Origin of the sequence: Variovorax sp. J31P179 (genome assembly GCF_030316985.1) — a bacterium.
Taxonomy (GTDB): Bacteria; Pseudomonadota; Gammaproteobacteria; order Burkholderiales; family Burkholderiaceae_C; genus Variovorax; species Variovorax ginsengisoli_B.
Genome location: NZ_JASZYL010000016.1, coordinates 14251 through 33900, shown reverse-complemented (window position 1 = coordinate 33900; position 19650 = coordinate 14251). Strand labels below are relative to the sequence as shown.

General features: G+C 61.3%; 17 protein-coding genes. 11 read left to right on the top strand and 6 right to left on the bottom strand.

What is annotated here, in order from left to right; translation table 11 throughout:
* The first annotated feature begins 191 nt into the window (after positions 1 to 191).
* The 7 genes from QTI17_RS29460 to QTI17_RS29430 all read left to right on the top strand — a co-directional run bounded on the left by QTI17_RS29460 (position 192) and on the right by QTI17_RS29430 (position 7503).
* Positions 192 to 1814, top strand: a complete 1623-nt coding sequence (locus QTI17_RS29460; protein WP_286537246.1) for a class I adenylate-forming enzyme family protein — start codon at positions 192 to 194, stop codon at positions 1812 to 1814.
* Positions 1815 to 1895: 81 nt separating this feature from the next.
* The gene (locus tag QTI17_RS29455; protein ID WP_286537243.1) at positions 1896 to 3023 is read left to right on the top strand and encodes an NADH:flavin oxidoreductase/NADH oxidase; all 1128 of its coding nucleotides are present in this window, start codon (positions 1896 to 1898) and stop codon (positions 3021 to 3023) included.
* A gap of 58 nt (positions 3024 to 3081) precedes the next feature.
* A complete protein-coding gene (locus tag QTI17_RS29450) occupies positions 3082 to 4065 on the top strand; it encodes a Bug family tripartite tricarboxylate transporter substrate binding protein (protein ID WP_286537242.1) in 984 nt (327 codons plus the stop codon).
* A 17-nt stretch (positions 4066 to 4082) separates the two neighbouring features.
* Positions 4083 to 4919: an SDR family NAD(P)-dependent oxidoreductase gene (locus tag QTI17_RS29445; RefSeq protein WP_286537241.1), complete on the top strand. Its 837-nt coding sequence runs from the start codon at positions 4083 to 4085 to the stop codon at positions 4917 to 4919.
* Positions 4897 to 5703 carry an SDR family NAD(P)-dependent oxidoreductase gene (locus QTI17_RS29440; RefSeq protein ID WP_286537240.1) on the top strand — a complete coding sequence of 269 codons (807 nt, stop codon included), beginning with the start codon at positions 4897 to 4899 and terminating at the stop codon, positions 5701 to 5703. The genes QTI17_RS29445 and QTI17_RS29440 overlap by 23 nt, the downstream gene beginning before the upstream one ends.
* Positions 5704 to 5717: 14 nt before the next feature.
* The gene (locus QTI17_RS29435) at positions 5718 to 6668 is read left to right on the top strand and encodes a Bug family tripartite tricarboxylate transporter substrate binding protein (protein WP_286537239.1); all 951 of its coding nucleotides are present in this window, start codon (positions 5718 to 5720) and stop codon (positions 6666 to 6668) included.
* Positions 6669 to 6699: 31 nt separating this feature from the next.
* Positions 6700 to 7503, top strand: coding sequence for an SDR family NAD(P)-dependent oxidoreductase (locus QTI17_RS29430; RefSeq protein WP_286537237.1), 804 nt, complete (start codon positions 6700 to 6702; stop codon positions 7501 to 7503).
* Positions 7504 to 7836: 333 nt separating this feature from the next.
* Here the strand turns inward: QTI17_RS29430 and QTI17_RS29425 are convergent, their stop codons facing one another.
* From QTI17_RS29425 to QTI17_RS29400, 6 genes are all read right to left on the bottom strand, one after another.
* Positions 7837 to 8478 carry a 3-oxoacid CoA-transferase subunit B gene (locus QTI17_RS29425; protein WP_286537235.1) on the bottom strand — a complete coding sequence of 214 codons (642 nt, stop codon included), beginning with the start codon at positions 8476 to 8478 and terminating at the stop codon, positions 7837 to 7839.
* Positions 8475 to 9134, bottom strand: coding sequence for a CoA transferase subunit A (locus QTI17_RS29420; protein ID WP_286537233.1), 660 nt, complete (start codon positions 9132 to 9134; stop codon positions 8475 to 8477). Before QTI17_RS29420 ends, QTI17_RS29425 begins: the two co-directional genes overlap by 4 nt.
* 366 nt (positions 9135 to 9500) lie before the next feature.
* Entirely contained in the window at positions 9501 to 10769 is a 1269-nt protein-coding gene (gene fahA / locus QTI17_RS29415) for a fumarylacetoacetase (RefSeq protein ID WP_286537232.1), read from the bottom strand.
* Complete coding sequence (gene hmgA / locus QTI17_RS29410; protein ID WP_286537231.1) at positions 10766 to 12055, bottom strand: homogentisate 1,2-dioxygenase; 1290 nt, start codon at positions 12053 to 12055, stop codon at positions 10766 to 10768. The genes fahA and hmgA overlap by 4 nt, the downstream gene beginning before the upstream one ends.
* A gap of 13 nt (positions 12056 to 12068) precedes the next feature.
* On the bottom strand, positions 12069 to 14420 hold the full coding sequence (locus tag QTI17_RS29405; RefSeq protein ID WP_286537230.1) for a cytochrome P450/oxidoreductase: 2352 nt from the start codon (positions 14418 to 14420) through the stop codon (positions 12069 to 12071).
* A gap of 76 nt (positions 14421 to 14496) precedes the next feature.
* Positions 14497 to 15465: a Bug family tripartite tricarboxylate transporter substrate binding protein gene (locus tag QTI17_RS29400; RefSeq protein ID WP_286537229.1), complete on the bottom strand. Its 969-nt coding sequence runs from the start codon at positions 15463 to 15465 to the stop codon at positions 14497 to 14499.
* A gap of 111 nt (positions 15466 to 15576) precedes the next feature.
* Between QTI17_RS29400 and QTI17_RS29395 the strand changes: the two genes are divergently transcribed.
* From QTI17_RS29395 to QTI17_RS29380, 4 genes are all read left to right on the top strand, one after another.
* A complete protein-coding gene (locus tag QTI17_RS29395) occupies positions 15577 to 16443 on the top strand; it encodes an IclR family transcriptional regulator (RefSeq protein ID WP_286537228.1) in 867 nt (288 codons plus the stop codon).
* A gap of 174 nt (positions 16444 to 16617) precedes the next feature.
* Positions 16618 to 17568, top strand: a complete 951-nt coding sequence (locus QTI17_RS29390; protein WP_286537226.1) for a Bug family tripartite tricarboxylate transporter substrate binding protein — start codon at positions 16618 to 16620, stop codon at positions 17566 to 17568.
* A gap of 3 nt (positions 17569 to 17571) precedes the next feature.
* A complete protein-coding gene (locus QTI17_RS29385; RefSeq protein ID WP_286537225.1) occupies positions 17572 to 18117 on the top strand; it encodes a tripartite tricarboxylate transporter TctB family protein in 546 nt (181 codons plus the stop codon).
* Between the two features lie 32 nt (positions 18118 to 18149).
* The gene (locus QTI17_RS29380; RefSeq protein ID WP_286537224.1) at positions 18150 to 19634 is read left to right on the top strand and encodes a tripartite tricarboxylate transporter permease; all 1485 of its coding nucleotides are present in this window, start codon (positions 18150 to 18152) and stop codon (positions 19632 to 19634) included.
* Positions 19635 to 19650 lie beyond the last annotated feature (16 nt).

Genomic DNA, 19650 nt, shown 5'->3' with positions numbered 1-19650 from the left:
TATTGTGTGATACCCATGAGTACCATGATGCACCTGAGAAGTACTGACACATCCAAGTCTGTGATGCAGCTTGCGCAACCTGCTCCACGCTGACGTCTGCCGTAACGCTTCAGGAACGAAGAATGCAACTCAAAAGACCTCAAATCATCTCGGGCGCGACGGTCGCTCAAGCGGCCTGGTAGGGGAGCCTCATGACTACGGACGAACTCAAGTTCACCATTGACCGGGTCGCCCGCGAGCGCAGCGAGCTGGGAATCGCCATTCAGCGCGAGATGGCTTCAGCCAAAGGCATGACCTTCACCGCCTTCCTGCGTCGCCGCGCGCGCGCTTGGCCGTCGCGGACCGCGCTCGTCTTCGGCCAACGATCCCTCACATACGGCGAATTGCTGGACTGCGTCGACCGTGCACGGGAGGTCCTGAAGGCCCGGGGAGTCCAGCAAGGCCAGTCGGTCGCGTTTCTCGTGAGCAACAGCGATCACTACGTCGTCTGGTATCTCGCTGTTCTGGGTGTCGGTGCTGTGGCTGTTCCGCTGAACAACCGCTTGGTGCCAAGGGAAGCCGCCTATATTCTGAAGCACAGCGAGTCGGTGCTACTTGTGACTGAACCGTCGTTCGATGGCATCGTGTCCGCCGTCTCGGCCGACCACGGCGTGTCGCCTTCAAGGATCGTGCTGGACGTCCAAGATGCTTCGTGCGGTTTAGGGGAAGGGCGATTCACCGGGGAGCCCGACATAAAAGAAAGTTCGCCCGCCGCGCTGTACTACACCTCGGGGACCACTGGCCAGCCCAAAGGCGTAGTCCATACGCACGGCACCCTCATCGTCGACGCACTGCAGTCGCCCGACGCATGGGAGTTCAACTTTCCTGAGGGACGAACGCTCGCGGTCACGCCGCTCTTCCACATCGCGGCACACACGATCTTCTATCCGGTGTTCTTCCTCGGGGGCACTCTGATTGTCGACAGCTACAACACCGAGGCGACGCTACGGTTGATCCAGTCCAGGCGCATCAACGCCTTCTTCGGCGTACCGTCGATCCTGCTGTTAATGGTGGAAAAGGCGAAAGCCTTGGGCATCACACTTGACTTGGTTAGGACCGTGATGTTCGGAGCCGCACCGATGGCCATTGCGAAGCTGGGCGAAGTGCAGGCACTCTTTCCCAACGCTTCACTGGTCCATGGGATGGGACAGACGGAATCCGGCGGCACGCTCGTGACGCTTCCGGGCGTACTTGCCATCGACCGGGCCGGATCCGTCGGGATGGCGATGGCCGGTGTGGAGGTGGCCATCTTCGGGGAGAGCGACGAGAAGCTGCCCGCCGGTACTGTGGGCGAACTGGTCGCCCGCGGGCCGAACGTCATGCAGGGCTACTACCGAAATCCCGATGCCACTCATCAAGCGCTGCGGGGCGGATGGCTTCACACCGGAGACCTGGGCTTCCAGGACGACGATGGGTTGGTCACTTTGGTGGATCGCAAGAAGGACATGATCATCCGCGGCGGCGAGAACATTTATTCATCGGAAGTCGAGCAGGTGTTGCTGGAACACCCGGCAGTGAAAGTCGCCGTAGTCGTGGGGCAACAGGACTCGCTGTTCGGCGAGCAGGTGGCGGCCTTCGTCGTGGTCGACGCGAACCTGCCGCCCCCGCCGGCGACTGAACTTGCAGATCACTGCCGGCGTTCCCTCGCGGACTACAAGATACCTGTCACTTTCCAGTTCCTAAGTGAGGTCCCTCTTACCGCGACCGGAAAGGTCATGAAGGCCGAACTGCGCAAGACATTAGGGCCATACCAGCGCGGTGGGGCGACTCGGTGACCTTCGGCCTGCCTAAACGTACTTCAGACTATGCCAAACACCTCTGTGGATGATTCCCAAAGTTCCGCGACATCAGGCGCGATGCTCCTGCGCCCGCTGAAAGTTAGAGGATTGGAACTGAAAAACCGAATGGTTGTTTCGCCCATGTGCACGTACTCGGCGAACGATGGGATCGCGAGCGCGTTTCATGCGATCCATCTTGGCCGATTTGCACTTGGCGGGTTCGCGCTCGTCTTTACAGAAGCAACCGCCATCCATCCCATGGGACGCATCACGCATGGCGACCTTGGGATCTGGAGCGACGCACATATCGAACCCCTGAAGCGAGTGACCGAAGCCATCAGGTGGAACGGCGCAATTCCGGGCATTCAACTTGCGCACGCTGGCCGTAAGGCAAGCACGCAGCGGCCCTGGCGCGGAAACGGGCCGCTGACTGCAGAGGACGTCGCGCTGGGGGACATACCCTGGGAAGTTGTCGGCCCGACCACCGAGCCCATGGACGAGGGCTGGCTGCAACCGAAGGCGCTAACGGTCGGGGAGATTGGCGAAATCGTAACGGCTTGGCGTGACGCCGCATTGCGGGCGCTCCAGGCAGGATATGAAGTCGTGGAGATCCACGCCGCGCACGGCTATCTGCTCCACCAGTTCCTGTCACCGCTGTCCAACTCCAGAGAGGACGAGTATGGCGGATGCCTGGAAGGGCGGATGCGGTTTCCGCTCGATGTCGCGCGCGCGGTCCGCTCTGTCTGGCCAACAGACCGGCCGGTCTTCTGCCGCATCTCCGCAACCGACAACGTTGTTGGCGGTTGGACCGTTGAGGACAGCGTCGAATTTGCGCGGGAGCTCAAGGCGCTCGGCATCGACGTGATCGACTGCTCGTCGGGTGGGCTGACTGGAGCCAATACGGCTGCGAGGATCAAGCGCGAGCGAGGATTCCAGGTGTTCCTGGCCAATCAAATACGCGCCGAAGCCGCGGTCGCCACGATGGCAGTTGGCCTGATCCTCACGGCTGCTCAAGCGAACGGCATTCTCGAGCAAGGCTCTGCTGATCTTGTTGCTATTGGACGTGAAGCGTTGAACGACCCGAACTGGGCCGTTCACGCGTACCTGGAACTTGCTAAGTCGTATGAGAGGTGGCCAGAGCAATTCGGGTGGTGGCTCGAACGGCGTGCGTCCATCCTCGCCAGCAGCAGTCCAAAAGCCTCTTGACCTCCGTGCAAGTCTTATCAGCCCCGAAGACCTCAACCGCAGACACCGAAGAGATCAAATGAGACACCAGACTATCTCTAAGAGCCGGCGCCACGCCCTTGCTTTCGCCCTCGCAGCTGCGATCGCCGCTCCAGTTGCCGCACAGAGCAGCACCCGCCCCATACAGTTTGTCGTCCCTTATTCCGCGGGAGGCGCTACCGACGTCGCCGCCCGGGTGATAGCGACTCAGTTGAGTAAAGAACTGGGACAACCAATTGTTGTCGAGAACCTCGCCGGCGCCGGAGGGAACATCGGCGCAGCCGCAGTCGCGAAATCCAATCCTGATCAGGGAATGATCCTGTTCGCCGCGACCGGCCCGTTGGCGATTGCGCTGGCCGCAGATATGAAGCTGCAGTATGACCCCCTGAAGGAGCTGAAACCTATAGCGATGGCGGCGTCATTCCAGAACGTGGTTGCCGTCAGCGCAACCTTGCCGGTGCGCTCGCTGCGTGAGCTTGTCGACTATGGAAAGGCCAATCCGGGCAAGCTGACATATGGCACCGCTTCGCTCGGAAGCGTCGGGCATCTAAACACAGAGATGTTCATCAGGATGGCGGGCGTGCCGATCGTCGGAGTTCCGTATAAAGGCTCCTCTGCGCTAATCATTGACCTTATCGCTGGCAATGTGCACCTCGCATTTGATACCGTTGTCGCGTACACCGCGCATTTCCAGAGCGGAAAGCTTAATCCGGTAGCCGTCAACGGTACAAAGCGCTCTCCGCTTCTACCTAACGTTCCTACGTTTCTTGAGCTCGGTTATCACGGGTTCGAGAACCCGCCGCCGTTCGCGATCTTCGCGCCCGCTGGCTATTCAGTCGATGCCTCAAAGCGATTGGAGGCGGCGGTCAACCGAACCGTGACGAATCCTGATGTCGCAAAGCGCCTGGAGGAACTCGGCCTCACGGCCGAGGCCGGCGGCCCCGATAAAGTTTCCGCCATCCTGAACGAATCCACCCAGGCCTTCCGAAAGATCATCCGCGCGGCTGACATCAAGCTGCAATGACGAGTCAAGGAGCAGGTTTGAGATTCAAGGACAAGGTGGTCATCGTGACCGGTGCCGGCTCGGGCATAGGGCTCGCAGCGGCGAAAGCGTTTTCGGCCGAGGGCGCGATCGTTTGCGTAAATGACGTATCCGATGCAAGTGTTGAGGCCGCCGTCGCGGATCTGCGTAGGAACGGCGAAGCGCTCGCCATCGCAGGAAATGTGGCGAACCATCTGGACGTCGAGAACAATACTTCGGCTGTACTCGAACGGTATGGTCGCATCGATGTCCTCATCAACAACGCCGGTGTCATTCCGGCATGGGATCCGGCACGAAGCACCTCGGTGGATCTCTGGCGAAAGGTGATGGGGATCAATCTCGATGGGGTGTTCTTCTGGTGCCAACAAGTGGCAACTAGAAGCATGATTCCGAACCGAAGTGGCGCCATCGTGAATGTTGCTTCGGTTGCCGGTCTGATGGCGATTCCCAACCGGGTTTCGTATGTCGTTTCAAAGCACGGGGTCGTCGGCCTGACAAAGGCGCTCGCGGTCGAATGGGGTCAGCACAACATTCGCGTGAATGCCATCAGTCCGGGTCTCACGCTCACCCCCGCAGCGCGCGCGAACTCGCAGCGCAACCCAGAACGCTTCGCGCAGCGAAATGCGCGCATCCCGTTGGGCCGCCCCGCAGAGGCTAGTGATCAAGCGGACGCAATTCTCTTCCTCGCATCCGAGCACGCCTCGTCGATTCATGGTGCGATCCTCGCGATCGACGGTGGCAACTCAGCGATGTCCTCGGGTTCTTCGGTCGAACCCGACATGCAAGATTGCGAAAGCAACCCGGAGAGTTCTGATGACCAGCTCATGCAATTTTGACGGCGCTTTGGCCATAGTGACAGGTGCCGGTCGGGGCATCGGCCGTGAGATCGCGTTGCACCTCGCCCATTGCGGCGCAACTGTGGTCGCGGTGGACCGCAACGCCGATGGCCTTCGAGAATTGGCATCGTTGCAATCCGATATCACCACATTCGACGTCGACCTGCGGACGGAAGCTGCGCCAGCGAGCATCTTCAGTCACGCGCTTCAATCTACGGGCCGACCTCTTTCGATCTTGGTTAACAACGCGGGTAGTGGCAAAGCGAGCACCGCGCATGAATCATCGGATGCGGATTGGGATCGCTCCCTGGACATCAACTTGCGTACTCTGTTCAGGATGTCGGCCGGCGCGCTGTCATGCTTTCCTGAAGGAGGCGGCAGCATCGTCAACATCGCTTCCATTTTCGGACTTGTCGGCGTCCAGGGCTCCGCGCCGTACTCGGCAGCCAAGGCAGCTGTCATCGGACTTACCCGGCAGATGGCCGCCGAGTACGGTCCACGCGGGATTCGGGTGAACGCAATCGCTCCCGGACTGATCGCCACTCCGGCGACTGCCGTCCCACTTGAAAGCGGTGATCGTCAAATGGAGCATGTGCTCCGGAGGCGTACACCACTGGGACGGGTGGGAATGCCTGCCGATATCGCGAAGGCAGTTGCGTTCCTCGGCAGTGATGACGCTTCGTTCATCACCGGGCAAGTGCTGGCCGTGGATGGTGGCTGGAGCACAACGCATTTCATGGCCCCTGATCGAGACTCGATCCACGGCGCTAACGAAAACTCGTAACTGAGAGAGACCGCATGCATCGCAGACACTTGCTCAGCGCCTCAATTGCACTTGCACTCAGCCCTATGAGTCAGGCTCAGCAATTCCCGTCGAAACCCGTCACCGTGCTTGTCCCGTTTCCCGCAGGTGGCTTGGCGGATGTGTTGATGCGTGCATTGGCAAAGGCTGCCGAACGCGGCCTCGGCCAAAGTATCGTGATTGAAAACAAGGCCGGCGCGCTCGGCCTGCTTGCTGCCAATGCACTTGTTCGTGCACAGCCTGATGGATACACGCTGATGCTGGCTACCCAGAACATCTACAGGGCGCCGTTTCTCGGGAAGGTCCAGTACAACCCACTGGAATTCTCATACATCCTGAGCATCGCCGATTCCGACCACGGACTTTTCGTCTCCAATACTTCACCCAGCAAGAACCTCAAGGACGTCGTTGCGTCCGCGCAGGGCGCGCAAGGGACGTTAAATGTCGGAACAGCGGGGATAGGTTCAACTGGTCATCTGCTCCTGCAGGACCTCTCCATCAGGGCAGGGGCTTCGTTCAACCACGCTCCCTATAAGGGCGCGCCAGAACTCGGCACGGCCCTCATCGGTGGGACGCTCGACGCGGCGTTTATGCCAGTGTCAGAGGGGCGAAAGCTCGGCTCAAAGCTGCGGCTGGTCGCCGTTTTCGCTGACCAACGCCTCCAGGATGAGCCGCAGGTACCTACGGCCAAGGAGCAAGGCTATGACAGCAGTGCGCGCTCGACGTTTGCGCTCTGCGGACCGCAGAACATGGATCCGCGCGCGGTTGCGGCGGTCCATGCTTCGTTCAGCGCCGCACTGCACGACCCGGCGTATCAAAGCACCGCTAAGGCACTGGGCCTGAAGCCATGGTCCCTGCCGCCCGAGCAATTCAAAGATTGGGTCAAGAACGCGATGGAAACGGAAAAACGCCTCGTTTCCCAAGCTGGCCTGACTGTCGAGAACTGAAATTGGCTCATTTCCCGCCCACACATAACCAATGGATCTAGCTGTGACGAACCGATCAGAAAGAGCTTCCCTCCCGGCGCACCAGACACGCCTGAGCGACAAGATTGCCGTGGTCACGGGTGCTGCGAGCGGTATCGGGAAGGCCACGGCTCTGCGTCTCGGCCGTGAAGGAGCGTACGTGGTCGCGCTGGACGTTGATCCGGGCGGTTCGAAGACGGTCGAGGAGCTTGGGTCGATGGGAATCGAGGCGGAATTCGCATTGCTTGACTGCGCAGATCGAAGCTCGGTGGAAACGACCTTCTCGAGCATGCAGGCACGTCTCGGTCGCGTCGACATTCTCGTCAACGTGGTCGGTCGCACCGCGGGATCGAAGCGCAGCGAGTTCGCCGAATCTGAGCCTGAGACGTGGGACTTCGTGATAGACCTGTCCCTGAAGGCAACGATGCTGTGCAGCCGGCAGGTTGTTCGGTCCATGCGAGAGCGGCGATCCGGCCGGATCATCAACATCTCCTCCGGTTCCTGGCTTTCGCCCACGCCCACCTTTTGCGACTACGCTGCCGCAAAGGCAGGCGTTGTCGGCTTCACCCGAGTCCTGGCGATCGAACTGGCCCCCTATGGCGTGACGGTGAACGCGATTTCTCCTGGCCCCATCGAGACCCCAGCGTTCGCAACCCAATCTCCTGAGATGCGCCAGCGAATGCTCTCCACGATCCCTTTGGGAGAGTTTGGCAGGCCTGATGACATTGCCGCTGGGGTCGCATTCCTTGCGAGCGACGATGCACGCTTCGTCGTCGGCCACAATCTGTTGATCAATGGTGGTAGGTCCATCGCTTAGTCCGCGGGCTCAACTTGGGTTGCGGTGTGACTTCGATTGCGTCTTCCCTCGGCAATCCGCGGAAACGCTAGCGCTACTTCAAGAGTTTTCCTCTGTTGGAGGACGGTGGGCGGGAAGGCGGATCGCGGCGACAGGAGGTGCAGGAGGGAGTTAAATCGTCAGTAGAGGCAGTCACACTCCGCGCGCCCGGTAGCGAATGCACTGGGCGGCGGCTATGGCGCGGTCTGAGATCCCGAGTCATTCGTCGCTGAGAGGCTGAGAGGAGTTTGCAGCTCGCAGCACTGGAGATCTCCGGCCGTGACTAGCGGGCGTCCTTCCAGCAGGCTGCGGGCCTCACGCGGTCAACCCAGGGCCGATGATCAGAGGTGCACTTGTCGCGTCCACCACCTGCTGCACTGTTACACCCGGTGCAGTCTCTTCCAGAACCAAGCCGAGATCGGTCGGACGGATCACCGCAAGTTCCGTAACTATTAAGTCGACGCGTCGAATTGACGTAATAGGGAGGCTGCAACGGGAAACTATCTTCGAGCCCGTACGCGAGCGATGGAGCATGGCCACGATCACCCGGCGGGCGCCGGTGACGAGGTCCATCGCGCCACCCATGCCGGGTATTCTTTCCCCGGGGACCGCCCAGTTCGCCAGTCTTCCAGCCGCGTCAACCTCCAAACCGCCGAGCACAGTGACGTCGAGATGGCCGCCACGAATCAGCCCGAAAGAAAACGCCGAATCAAATGCACAGGCCCCTGGAAGGGCGCCGACTGGCCGCCCCCCGGCGTCGATCAGGTTGATGTCCTCGAAACCCTCGCCAGGAAGTGGGCTCATGCCCATGATTCCATTCTCGGAATGGAAGAACACATGAAGCGATGATGGAAGATACTGAGCCACTAGTGTTGGAAGTCCGATTCCAAGGTTCACGCGGTCGCCGTCTTTCAATTCTTTCGCCACACGGCGCGCGATGACCTCCTTGTCGTTCATTGCGCGCGCTCCCGTCCGACCAACACGTGAACCACGACGCCCGGTGTGATCACTGAATCTGGGCTGATCATGCCGACCGGAACGATGCTTTCTGCTTCGGCGATCGTGGTCGTCGCCGCCATTGCCATCAGGGGGTTGAAATTTCGTGCGGTCAGCGTGTACTCAAGGTTGCCGTAGTAGTCGGCCCGCTTTGCGCTAATGAAAGAGAAGTCTGCCTTCAAAGCGGTCTCCAAGAGGAAGCTCTTGCCGTCAACTTCAAGCGTGCGCTTGCCTTCGGCGACCAGCGTGCCGACCCCGGTCGGCGTCAGTACGCCTCCCAAGCCGAAGCCGCCGGCGCGAATCCGCTCTGCAAGGGTGCCCTGAGGCACCAGTTCGACATCGATTCGGCCGTCGATCATCAGCTGCTGCGTAATGGCGTTCGTCCCGATATGGCTGGCAATGACCTTTCTCACGAGGCCGGCGTCGATTAGCCGCCCAACGCCGACGCCCGGTCGGGCGGTGTCGTTGCAGATCAGAATTAAACCGCCTCGGCGTTGGCGGACCAACTCGTCGATAAGGCGTAAAGGACTGCCCACGCCCATGAACCCGCCCACCATCACCACGGCTCCCTCGGGAACCATCGCGACAGCTTGATCGAGTGGGATCGCCTTTTTCATCAGAGCACCACTGTCCTTTCGCAGCCCCCGGCCACGCACTCGCATAGGTCACCATGAAGGCTAGGTTCCAGCCGGACCGTCGACGTGTGACGATTGACGTGAGCAGCGAACCGAACGAGCGTGCGACCGCGGCGTTTGGTCACTTGATCTACTGTCCACCCCATCTCTGTCACCTGCACGTCCAGCGATTCGACTTTGACGGAAAGGGGTGTTGCGCGTTTGCTGCCGTTGACGAGAAGGTCAGCAACACCCAAGCGGCCGGGACCAGCCTCTTAACCATCCAAGGCCCGACGTTGCAGCCTGGTCGTTGTGGCAAGGGTATCAATCGACGAGCGGCCGCTCGAGGGTGGCGAAACGGATCCAACTTCAGCTCGCTTCGATAGTGCCGAGGGCTTCACCCAACCCGATGCGGATAGCGCCGGGTGCCTCGCAATAGCCGCGCAAGATCAGTGTGTCGCCATCCTCCAGAAAGCTGCGCTGCTCTCCGTTCGGAAGCGTCACCGGCCGCTTGCCGCCGCTAGTCAACTCCATCAGTGAGCCGGCTTCGTCAGGCTCGGGGCCGGACAGGGTACCCGAGCCGAACAGATCGCCCGGTTGCAGATTGCATCCATTCACCGTGTGGTGCGCAACCAGCTGCGCCGGGGTCCAATAGGCGGCACGGGTGGTGTTTGTGTGGGTCAGGCGCACCGGCGCTTCGCCGGCGTCGCGCATCTTTACGGTCTGCAGCAGCACTTCCAGCGAGATCGAAAAGGCTCCCTGCGCGCGGTTGTCAGCGTCGTCGAGGTAAGGCAACGGCTGCGGGTCGCCAGGGGGTCTTTCGAAGGGGGCGCGGAAGGGCGCGAGGGCCTCCATGGTTACGACCCACGGCGAAAGAGTGCTGCCAAAGTTCTTCGACAAGAAGGGGCCTAGGGGCTGGTATTCCCAGCCTTGAATGTCGCGCGCGGACCAGTCATTGAACAGTGCGACGCCAAAGAGATGATTCTCGGCCTCCGCGATGTCGATCGATTCGCCAAGCGAGTTTCCCTTGCCGACAAACCAGCCGAGTTCCAGCTCCAGGTCGAGCCGCTTAGAGAGCGCGAGCACCGGCGCGACGGACTCGGGCGACTTGAGTTGTCCCCTCGGCCTCCGGATCGGCTGGCCACTCACCACGATCGACGAAGCGCGGCCGTGATAGCCGATCGGCACCCACTTGTAATTCGGCAGCAGCGGGTTGTCCGGGCGGAACTGCTTGCCGACTGTCGTCGCGTGGTGCACGCTGGTGTAGAAGTCGGTGTAGTCGCCGATGCGGCAGGGCACGTGCATCGTCGCCGCCGACTGGCCGACCAGGGCCGACTCCCATTCCGCCTGCCGCGCGCTGCCTTCGGCCAGCCCCTGGGAGATCAGCGCCCGCAGCGCCGAGCGCTTCTCGGGCGTGGCCGCCATCAGCGCGTTCATGTCGTCGATGTCGATCAGGCCGGCGCGGCGCAGGTCGAGGATCCGGTCGCCGATCGCGACGCCGATGCGCGGCGCCGCGTCGGCGCCGTGGCTGAAGCGGCCGAAGGGCAGGTTCTGGATCGGAAAGTCGCAGCCGGCCTGGTTGGCCGAGGCGACCCAACTGCGCAGTTTCGGGTCGTGGGTGGCGTCGATGGCGATCATGGCTTGAATTGGTCCTTGAGGCCGGCCCAGCAGTCGGCATAGTCGTTGTCGAGCGCCGGGCTTTGCATCGCGTAGGCGGTCGGGATGAATCGGAACCGGCTCTCGAACATGAAGGCCAGCGTGTTGTCGAGCTTCTGCGGCTTGAGGTCGCTGTGGCTCGCCTTGTCGAAGGCTTCCTCGTCGGGGCCGTGCGGCACCATGCAGTTGTGCAGGCTGGCGCCGCCCGGCTTGAAGCCGCCGGGCTTGGCGTCGTACTCGCCGTAGACCAGGCCCATGAACTCGCTCATCAGGTTGCGGTGATACCAGGGCGGACGGAAGGTGTCTTCCATCACCAGCCAGCGCGGCGGGAAGATCACGAAGTCGCAATTGGCCGTGCCGGGCGTGTCGGAGGGCGAGGTCAGGACCGTGAAGATCGACGGGTCGGGATGGTCGAAGCTGATCGAGCCGATGGTCATGAAGTGCGCGGTGTCGTACTTCACCGGCGCGAGGTTGCCGTGCCATGCGACGACGTTGAAGGGCGAATGCCTGGTCGGCGCGGACCAGAAGCGGCCGGCGAATTTTTTGACGAGCTCGTAGGCGATGGTCGCTTCTTCATAAGAGGCCACCGGGGCCTGGAAGTCGCGTGAATTCGCGAGGCCGTTCGAGCCGATCGGGCCGAGTTCGGGCAGGCGAAACTGCGCGCCATAGTTCTCGCAGAGGTAGCCGCGCGAGAGGCCCTCGGGCAGATCGACCTTGAACACGACGCCGCGCGGCACCAGCGCAATTTCGCCAGGCTTGACGTCGAGCACCCCCATCTCAGTCGTGATCTCGAGGCGGCCCTGCTGTGGCACGAAGAGCATCTCGCCGTCGGCGTTGACGAAGGCGCGGCGCCCCATCGACTTGCTCGCGACGTAGACGTGCGCGGCGATGCCCGACTGCCCTTCGGCGTCGCCGTTGGCGGCAAGGGTACGCACGCCGTCGATGAAATCGACCTCGGCGTTGTCCGTCGGGATCGGCGCCCAGCGCATCGGCTCGGGTGGCAGCGGGATCTCGCGGTCGGCGCCGGTCTTCCACAACGCCTGCGCATATGCCTTGTAGCGGCCCGACACGACCGACGGCTGCCGGCGGTACATCCAGGTGCGGCGGTTCTCGTTGCGCGGCGCTGTGAAGGCGGTGCCGGAGATCAGCTCGGGATACAAGTCGAAAGGCGCGCGCTGCGGGCTGTTGCGGCCCTGCGGGAGCGCACCGGCGACGGCCTCCGTGGCGTATTCGTTGCCGAAGCCAGAGAGATAGGATCTTTTGCTCATGCTGCTTCGCCAATCAGAGTTCGAGAACGAGCTTGTCGCCGCAGGCGCGCGAGCAGCACGTCATCATTCGGCCATGCGTTTCACGCTCGCCCCGCGTGAGCACAACGTCCCGATGGTCGATCTGCCCGGACAAGACCCGCACCTCGCAGGAGCCGCAAAGTCCTTCCTCACAATCACTCTGGATGTCGATATTTGCGCCACGCAGGACTTGCAGCAAGGTGCGGTCGGCTGGCACCGAAAGGGTGATGCCCGAGTCCTTCAACTCGACTTCGAACGCCTTTTCCTTCGTCGGGTCCAAGGTGCCGATCGTCGAGACGAAGTGCTCGATACGCAGCGAGTCTTCAGGCCAATGCGCGCATGCTTTTCCCAGTGCGTCCAGCATGCGTACCGGTCCGCAGGCGTAGATCTTCGTACCCTCCATCGGATGCGCCAGAAGCGCTTCGAGATTGTTGCGCTGCCCTTCGTCGTCGGCATACACGTGAAGACGATCGCCATGCAAAACGGTCAGCTCGTCAAGGAACGCCATCGTGGCACGCTTGCGACCACTGTAGTGAAAATCGTATTCGATCCCAAGTGTCTTCGCTCGACGCGCCATGGCGCTGACCGGTGTCACCCCGATGCCGCCTGCAATGAAGATGATGCGATTCGCCGCCTCGTCCATCCGGAAGTGATTGCGAGGGCCACGAATCTTCACCTGGTCGCCGGCCTTCACGTTGTTATGTATCCACGCCGAGCCGCCGCGACCTTCGCTCTCGAGCAGCACGGCGATTTCAAGCGTATCGGCGTGGGCCGGATCGCCACAAAGAGAATACTGGCGCGTCAGATCGGGCGATCCGCACTCGATGTCCAGGTGTGATCCTGGCGTCCATCGAGGCATTGGTCTTCCGTCGGGAGAAGCCAAGCGCAGCCGAACAATGCCTTCTGCAACGCGATCGACCTGCTCGACGACCGCGGGTCTCGCAATGGCATGTTTGGACGGCTCGCCGATACGGATGGGGACCAACTTCTCGAGCAGAGCGGGCCGACTCCTTTCCGGGTTTTGGGACGGATCCCACTCGACCAGCAGGTGCTCCGGGCCCCGGAATGAGGTGTTCGGAACGTAGGTGAACGATTGGTCCGAAAGGCGCATGTGTGGCAGGCGACGCGTGAGTTCCTCAAGGAAGATCTGCATCTCCATGCGCGCGAGGTTCTTGCCCATGCATTGGTGCGACCCGTAGCCGAACGTGAGGTGGTCGCTGGCGTTCTCGCGGCGGATGTCGAGCATGTCAGCATCCGAGAAGTGCCGCTCGTCGTGATTGGCGGACGACATCACGATCAGCAGCTTTGAACCGGCCGGAATATCGATGCCCCCGATCCTGGCGTCCTTCATTGCTAGGCGTCGCCAGGCAGCCACGGAGCCGTTGTGACGCAGACATTCCTCAACTGCATTGGGAATCAGGTTGGGGTCTTCACAGATTTCGCGCCAGACGCTCGGGTGTTTGAGCAACAGCAGCATGGCATTTGCCGTCGCGTTTGCGGTGGTCTCGTGAGCGGCCACGATGCCTGCCATCATCATCGAGTGCAGGTACGAATCGGTGACGATGTCAGGATGTTCTGCTTGCATGCGGATACCGAACTTCATCCAACCCGGGCCAGATGGATCCTGCCGCATCTTCTCCAGCACCTTGCCGGCAAACTGCCAAAAGTTGCCAACGGCGTGCGCCACCTCGACCTGCTCCTCGGGCTTCGGCCGACCCCAGGTATTGACCGTGTGGGCAATGGAGTAGCGGCGCAGTGTGTCCATGTCTTCTTCGGGCACGCCGAGGAAATGCAGGGCAACCGTGAGGGTGACCTCCCACAGCATCTGGTCGACAAGATCTGCTTTGCCCTCGTTGACGAATCGATCCACGTATTCGCGAGCAAGTTGTCGCACCATAGGCTCGTGGTGCTTCAGTTCCTCTGGAGTGAAAGGATCCATGAGAAGCCGGCGGCGCGGCATGTGGGCCGGCTCATCCTCGTTGACCAGCGTGCGCGCCATAGCGTAGCCGTAGGACGCCAGCACTGCGTTGGCTTCATCGCCAGTGGGAGTGATTTTTTCAAGTGCGATGGACGGACTGAAGGCCATGTTGTCGCGGAACACGGCCTTGATATCTTCGAACCTGGTGACGACCCAGTAGCCCAATTTGGGATTGAAGAAGACGGGCTCCTGCTCGCGCGCCCAGCGAACGTATTCGGGAGGGTCTTGCTGGTAATCGTCGCTGAACGGATCGAAGGTGGCAGCGCGCTGGCTGACGGGACATCCGTTGGGTGCTCGCGACTCTTGCTGAGGTGCGTGAGCGAAGGGGCAAGCGCCGGTCGACGGGGCGGAGGTGGACTCGGGATTCATGAATGGAGCTCCAAAGGACAAAAAGGGGCACAAGCGGACGCAGGTGCTAGCCGCCAGACAGCGGCAGGAAGGACAGTCAGTCCAGGGTGATGTTCAGGTCGCGGATGAGCTTGTGCCAGCGCGTGGTCTCGCTCTTGAGTAATTCCGCGAACTGGGCGGATGTATTGCCAACTGGCTCCACGCCGAAGTCAATGAGCTTCTTGTGGACGTCCGGGGCATTGATGGCGGCTACAACCTGCTTGTTGAGGTTGGCAACGACGTCGGCAGGCGTAGCAGCGGGCACGACCATACCGACCAGCGCTGCGGCTTCGACGTTCTTGTAACCAAGTTCGGCAAAGGTCGGCACGTCGGGCAATTGCGGAAGGCGCTTGGCGTTTGCTACGGCAAGGGGGCGGACTTTGCCGCCCTTGATGAACCCGGCGCCTGCAGCCAAGTCGACCATCATGGCCGGCACTTGGCCACCTGCGACGTCAGCCAACGCTGGGGCCGCACCCCGATAGGGGGCATGGGTCATCTTCAAGCCAGCCTCGATCTTGAGCAGCTCCATGGCCAGGTGATGAGGACTGCCGGCGCCTGCCGATGCGTAGTTGATGCCGTCCGGTTTGGCCTTGATTTGGGCGATGAATTCCTTCGCGTCCTTGGCCGTCACGCTGGGGCTTACCACCAAGATCATGGGGAAGCGCCCCATGAGGGTGACCGGCGCGAGGTCCTTTGTGGGGCTGTAGTTCAGGCTCTTGTAGAGGGCTGGGTTGAACACCATCGTCCCGTTGTCGGCCGACAAGACCGTATGGCCGTCGGGGGCGGAGCGAGCCACGTCGGCTGCGGCTATGGCCGTGTTGCCCCCCGGCTTGTTGTCGACCACTACTGGCTGTCCGATCTGCGTGGAGAGCTGCTGGCCGATTGTCCGCGCCAGGAAGTCCGAGCCCCCGCCGGCCGGGTAGGGCACGAGCCAGCGAACGGTTTTTGAGGGCCAGGTCTGGGCGTGCGCGGGCAGCGATGCGACTAGGGGTAGGCCCAGCAGACAGTAGGCGAGAAGCTTCTTCATGGGGGTCTCCGTCGATCAAGGGAAATCGTGTATTGCGTAATTGTGATCCGCATTGCGTAATTAGCAACCCCTGGCTAACCCTGAGAATGCGTAAACCAACGCTGCTGTTACATGACGTCACAAAACCCTATCCCCCCTCTCGACCCACGTCCCCGCGAGCGCCGTCAGCGCGTACAGGCGGCAGAAACCGGGATGGCCATCCTCAAGGGGCTCGCTGACCTGGGGGGACGTGCAACCTTGACGGCCCTGTCCGCGCGGGTTTCCGAGTCGGCGGCCAAAGTGCATCGCTATCTCGCGAGCCTGAGCGAGGAAGGTCTGGTTTCCCAGGACGCGGCGACGCAGCAGTACTTCCTGGGGCCGGAGGCGATCAGGATCGGCGTGGCCGCCATGCGCCAAGCGGATCCCCTGCGCGCTGCAGAACCTGCGCTCGTGCGCCTTCGGGAAACGCTGGAGGTGACCTGCTTCATTGCTGTGATGGGAAACAGGGGGCCGACCATCGTGCGGTTCGAGGAACCTGGATTGCCTGTCACGGTCAACGTTCGCGTCGGATCCGTGCTGTCGCTTCTGTGGTCGGCGACCGGCCGCGCCTTCTTGGGCTATCTGGACGAGGGCGCAGTCCAGGCCATGGCGAAGGAGGAACTGGCGAACTCTTCGCCCGAACGACGTGCACTGCTGGATGCGAAGCAGCCCATTGAAGCGCTCCGCAGAGAAGTGCGTGACGCAGGGTGCGCGTCCGTGCGGGACATCAATCTGCGGGGCATCAGCGCCGTTTCAGCGCCGTTGCACGATCACACCGGCCGAGTCTGCGCCGTGCTCACTGCCCTAGGCGCGACGGGCGGATTTGATGCAGCTGTCGGTGGTGCCATCGCATCGGCCGTGCGAAGAGAAGCAGCTGCGATCAGCGCGACGCTTGGCTTCCCCAAACCTCCGCCTGACTGCGATCCAGAAGAATCCGCCGCGATCGCGCGCACGGCGTGATCCACTGCCACAACGCCGCACTCAAGGGATTTCCCCGATATAGCGTTCGAGAATCGGCATGCAACCACAGGCATCTTCCGGGCGTTCGACCAAAGGAAAACAATCCCCTGTCCCTCCCCATAGGTCCAAGCTAATGCTTGGGCGCACTGAAACCCAAGATAACTAGGAGCAAATATGAACCCGCTTTGGATGTATGCCTCTGCAGCGTTCGTTGGTGTCTGGTCGCCGTTGGCAATGGCTGCGTACCCGGAGAAGCCCATCGAGATCATCGTGCCCTGGCCGGCCGGCATCGAAGCGGATATCTCCGCGCGTGCGATCTCGTCCGTCATGTCAAAGAAACTCGGCGTTCCAGTGCAGGTGATCAACAAGCCGGGGGCCCAAGGGGTCATCGGCACCTCCGAAGTCGCACGAGCGAAGCCGGATGGGTACTCGATCGGCTCTTTGAACATCGCTGCGCTGGTAGCGCAACCGATCGCGGGTAACGCCACCTACAAGCCCGCCGACTTCGAGCCAATCGGACTGTACTCGGCCGTCACGATGGTCCTGACCACGCGAAAGGACGCGGGTTTGGCCGACCTCAAGGCATTCGAGGTGTCTGCCAAGAGCGCGAGCAAGCCCCCGATCTTCGGCAGCTATGGGCCTGCGTCCTATCCGGCCATCATGGTGCACCGCATGTCCACGCAGAACGGCTGGCCCTACAAGGCAGTGACATTCCCTTCGCCGGGGTTTGTTCAGCTCGAGTCGCGAGATGCCGACTTCGTCGTAGCCCCGTACAGCGTCGTCGCGAGTTCCCTGAAAGCGGGCCAGATCATTCCGCTGGTTGCTTTGACCAAGGATCGCATCGCGGAACTTCCCAACGTGCCAACCCTACGCGAGGCGGGCTATAACTTCGATTCACTCCTCTGGAGTGGGTTATTCGCGCCCAAGGGCACACCAAAGGAGGTGATGGACAAGCTGACCGCGGCCCTTAAAGAGGCGGTCCAGGATCCGTCGATCAAGGAGCTGAGCCGGCGCATCAACTCGCCTTTCTTCTTCGTGGATCCTCAGCAGGCCAAGGCGCAGATTGCTGCAGACGAGGCAGCCATGAAGCCTGTGATGGACTCGCTGGGTCTGGTGAAGAAGTAACCCATGGCAACCGCGACTGACACGTCGCTCGGCACCGAACCCGATGCCGAAGTCGCTGTCCCGGCGCAGGGCCAGCGAGTCCTGGCTGTAGCGCTCACCTTTTTGCTGCTCGTCGGTGCCGTAGCGCTCTACGTGTATGCGCCAACCCTCATCACCAACTATCGGCATGACGTCAACTTCTACGAGTCACCTGCGTTCATGCCACGTGTTGCGCTGGCTTTGGTGGCCATCGGGGCATCGATTCACGTCGTCAGAATCCTCCGAGGGGCGTCCCTGGATGCAGGCGAAGAGGTTGACGACGGTACAGCCAATCGTCGCGTCGTGGCGGCCTCGATTCCGTTCTTCGCGGCCTACGTCCTGCTGGTTCCGCTTGTCGGCTACTGGTTGTCAACCGTCGTCTTTGTTCTCGTGGCAGGGGGACTGGCAGGCATTGGGTGGAAGAAATCGGTGGTCATCGCCCTCTTACTGGGTACGGCTTGCTACCTCGTCTTTTCGCTGGCGCTAAAAGTGTGGTTCCCGGCGGCGGGTCTGCTCGGCTTCTTTGCCTGACTGCAGCCGACCATCTTTCTGAGATCATCATCATGGAACTTCTATCCGGATTGCAGGCCGCACTTCATTGGTCGGTCCTCCTCAGTATTGCCGCCGGAAGCCTGCTGGGCATCTTCGTCGGCGTCCTTCCAGGTCTTGGTCCCATCGTGGCCATCTCGGTGTGCCTGCCGTTCACGTACGGCATGCCGCCCCTCGCTGGGCTCTCCCTGCTGCTGGGAATATATTGCGGGGCTTTCTACGGTGGGGCTGTAACGTCGATCCTCATAAAGACGCCAGGCGAAGCATCCTCCATCATGACAATGTTCGATGGCTATCCGATGGCACGGCGCGGCGAAGCCGAACGCGCTCTATCACTTGCCTTCGCGTCCGCCTTCGTGGGCGGCATCGTCAGCGCGCTATTTCTCGCTTTCGCGGCGCCTCAACTGGCGAAGTTCACGACTCAGTTCGGCGCCGCCGAGTTCACATGCGCTGCCGTGCTTGCGGCGATCTGCGTGTGCCGCGCCTACTCGAAGCAGTTCGTTGAGGCGGTCTTGATGGTGGGTCTCGGCCTGTTCATCGGGACGGTGGGAATCGATGCCACTTCCAGTGAACAACGCTTCGTCTTCGGCTCGTCCGGGCTGATGAGCGGCCTGCCGCTTGTCTCCGTCGCGATTGGAATGTTCGGCATGGCCCAGGGATTTGTGCTACTCGGCTCAAAACCACGGAGCGTTGGCTCGAACAAAGAACTGGAAAACGCAGGCGTCAGCTTGAAGCACTTCGTCGAACCGTTCCGCTACCCGCGAACGCTCTCGAAGTCGGTGCTGATCGGACTGTTAATTGGGGTGCTGCCTGCGGTTGGCGCCGCTCTGTCCACTTCGCTCGCATATTTCGCAGCCCGGAAGGGTTCGAAGAGCCCAGAGACGTTCGGGAAGGGCAACCCCGAGGGGATTATCGCCGCCGAGGCCGCCAACAATTCCAATAGCGGCGGTGCGATGGTGACTGTGCTGACGCTGGGGATTCCCGGCGATGCCATTACCGCGGTCATGATGGGCGTGTTCCTGGTTCACGGCGTTTTCCCTGGACCGAACCTGTTTGCAGAACAACCGCAACTGGTCAACGGCGTCTTTGCGAGCATGATGATGATCAACGTCGCCATCCTGGTGATCCTTTTGCTGCTCGTAAAGTACATCGCGATGTTGGTGAAAGTCGATCCCCGAATTTTGGGGATAGGCATCTTAACCCTCTGCTTCGTGGGTGCCTACTCGGTGTCCAACTCATTCTATGAAGTCTGGATTGCCTTCGGGTTCGGGATCTTCGGCTGGTTCTGCGCGCTGTCCGGTCTCCCGGCAGTGCCCCTAGTGCTCGGGATGGTCATCGGCGACCTCCTTGAGAGCTCGATGCGCCAGGCGCTGTCGATTTCCGAAGGCTCGTTCCTCATCTTTCTGCAGCGCCCGGCGTCTGCTGCGTTGACCGTGGCTGGCATTCTGATGTTGGGATGGCCCCTGCTTCAAAAGATGAAGACGCTAAGGAAGGCCTGACACAAGCGACACCAAC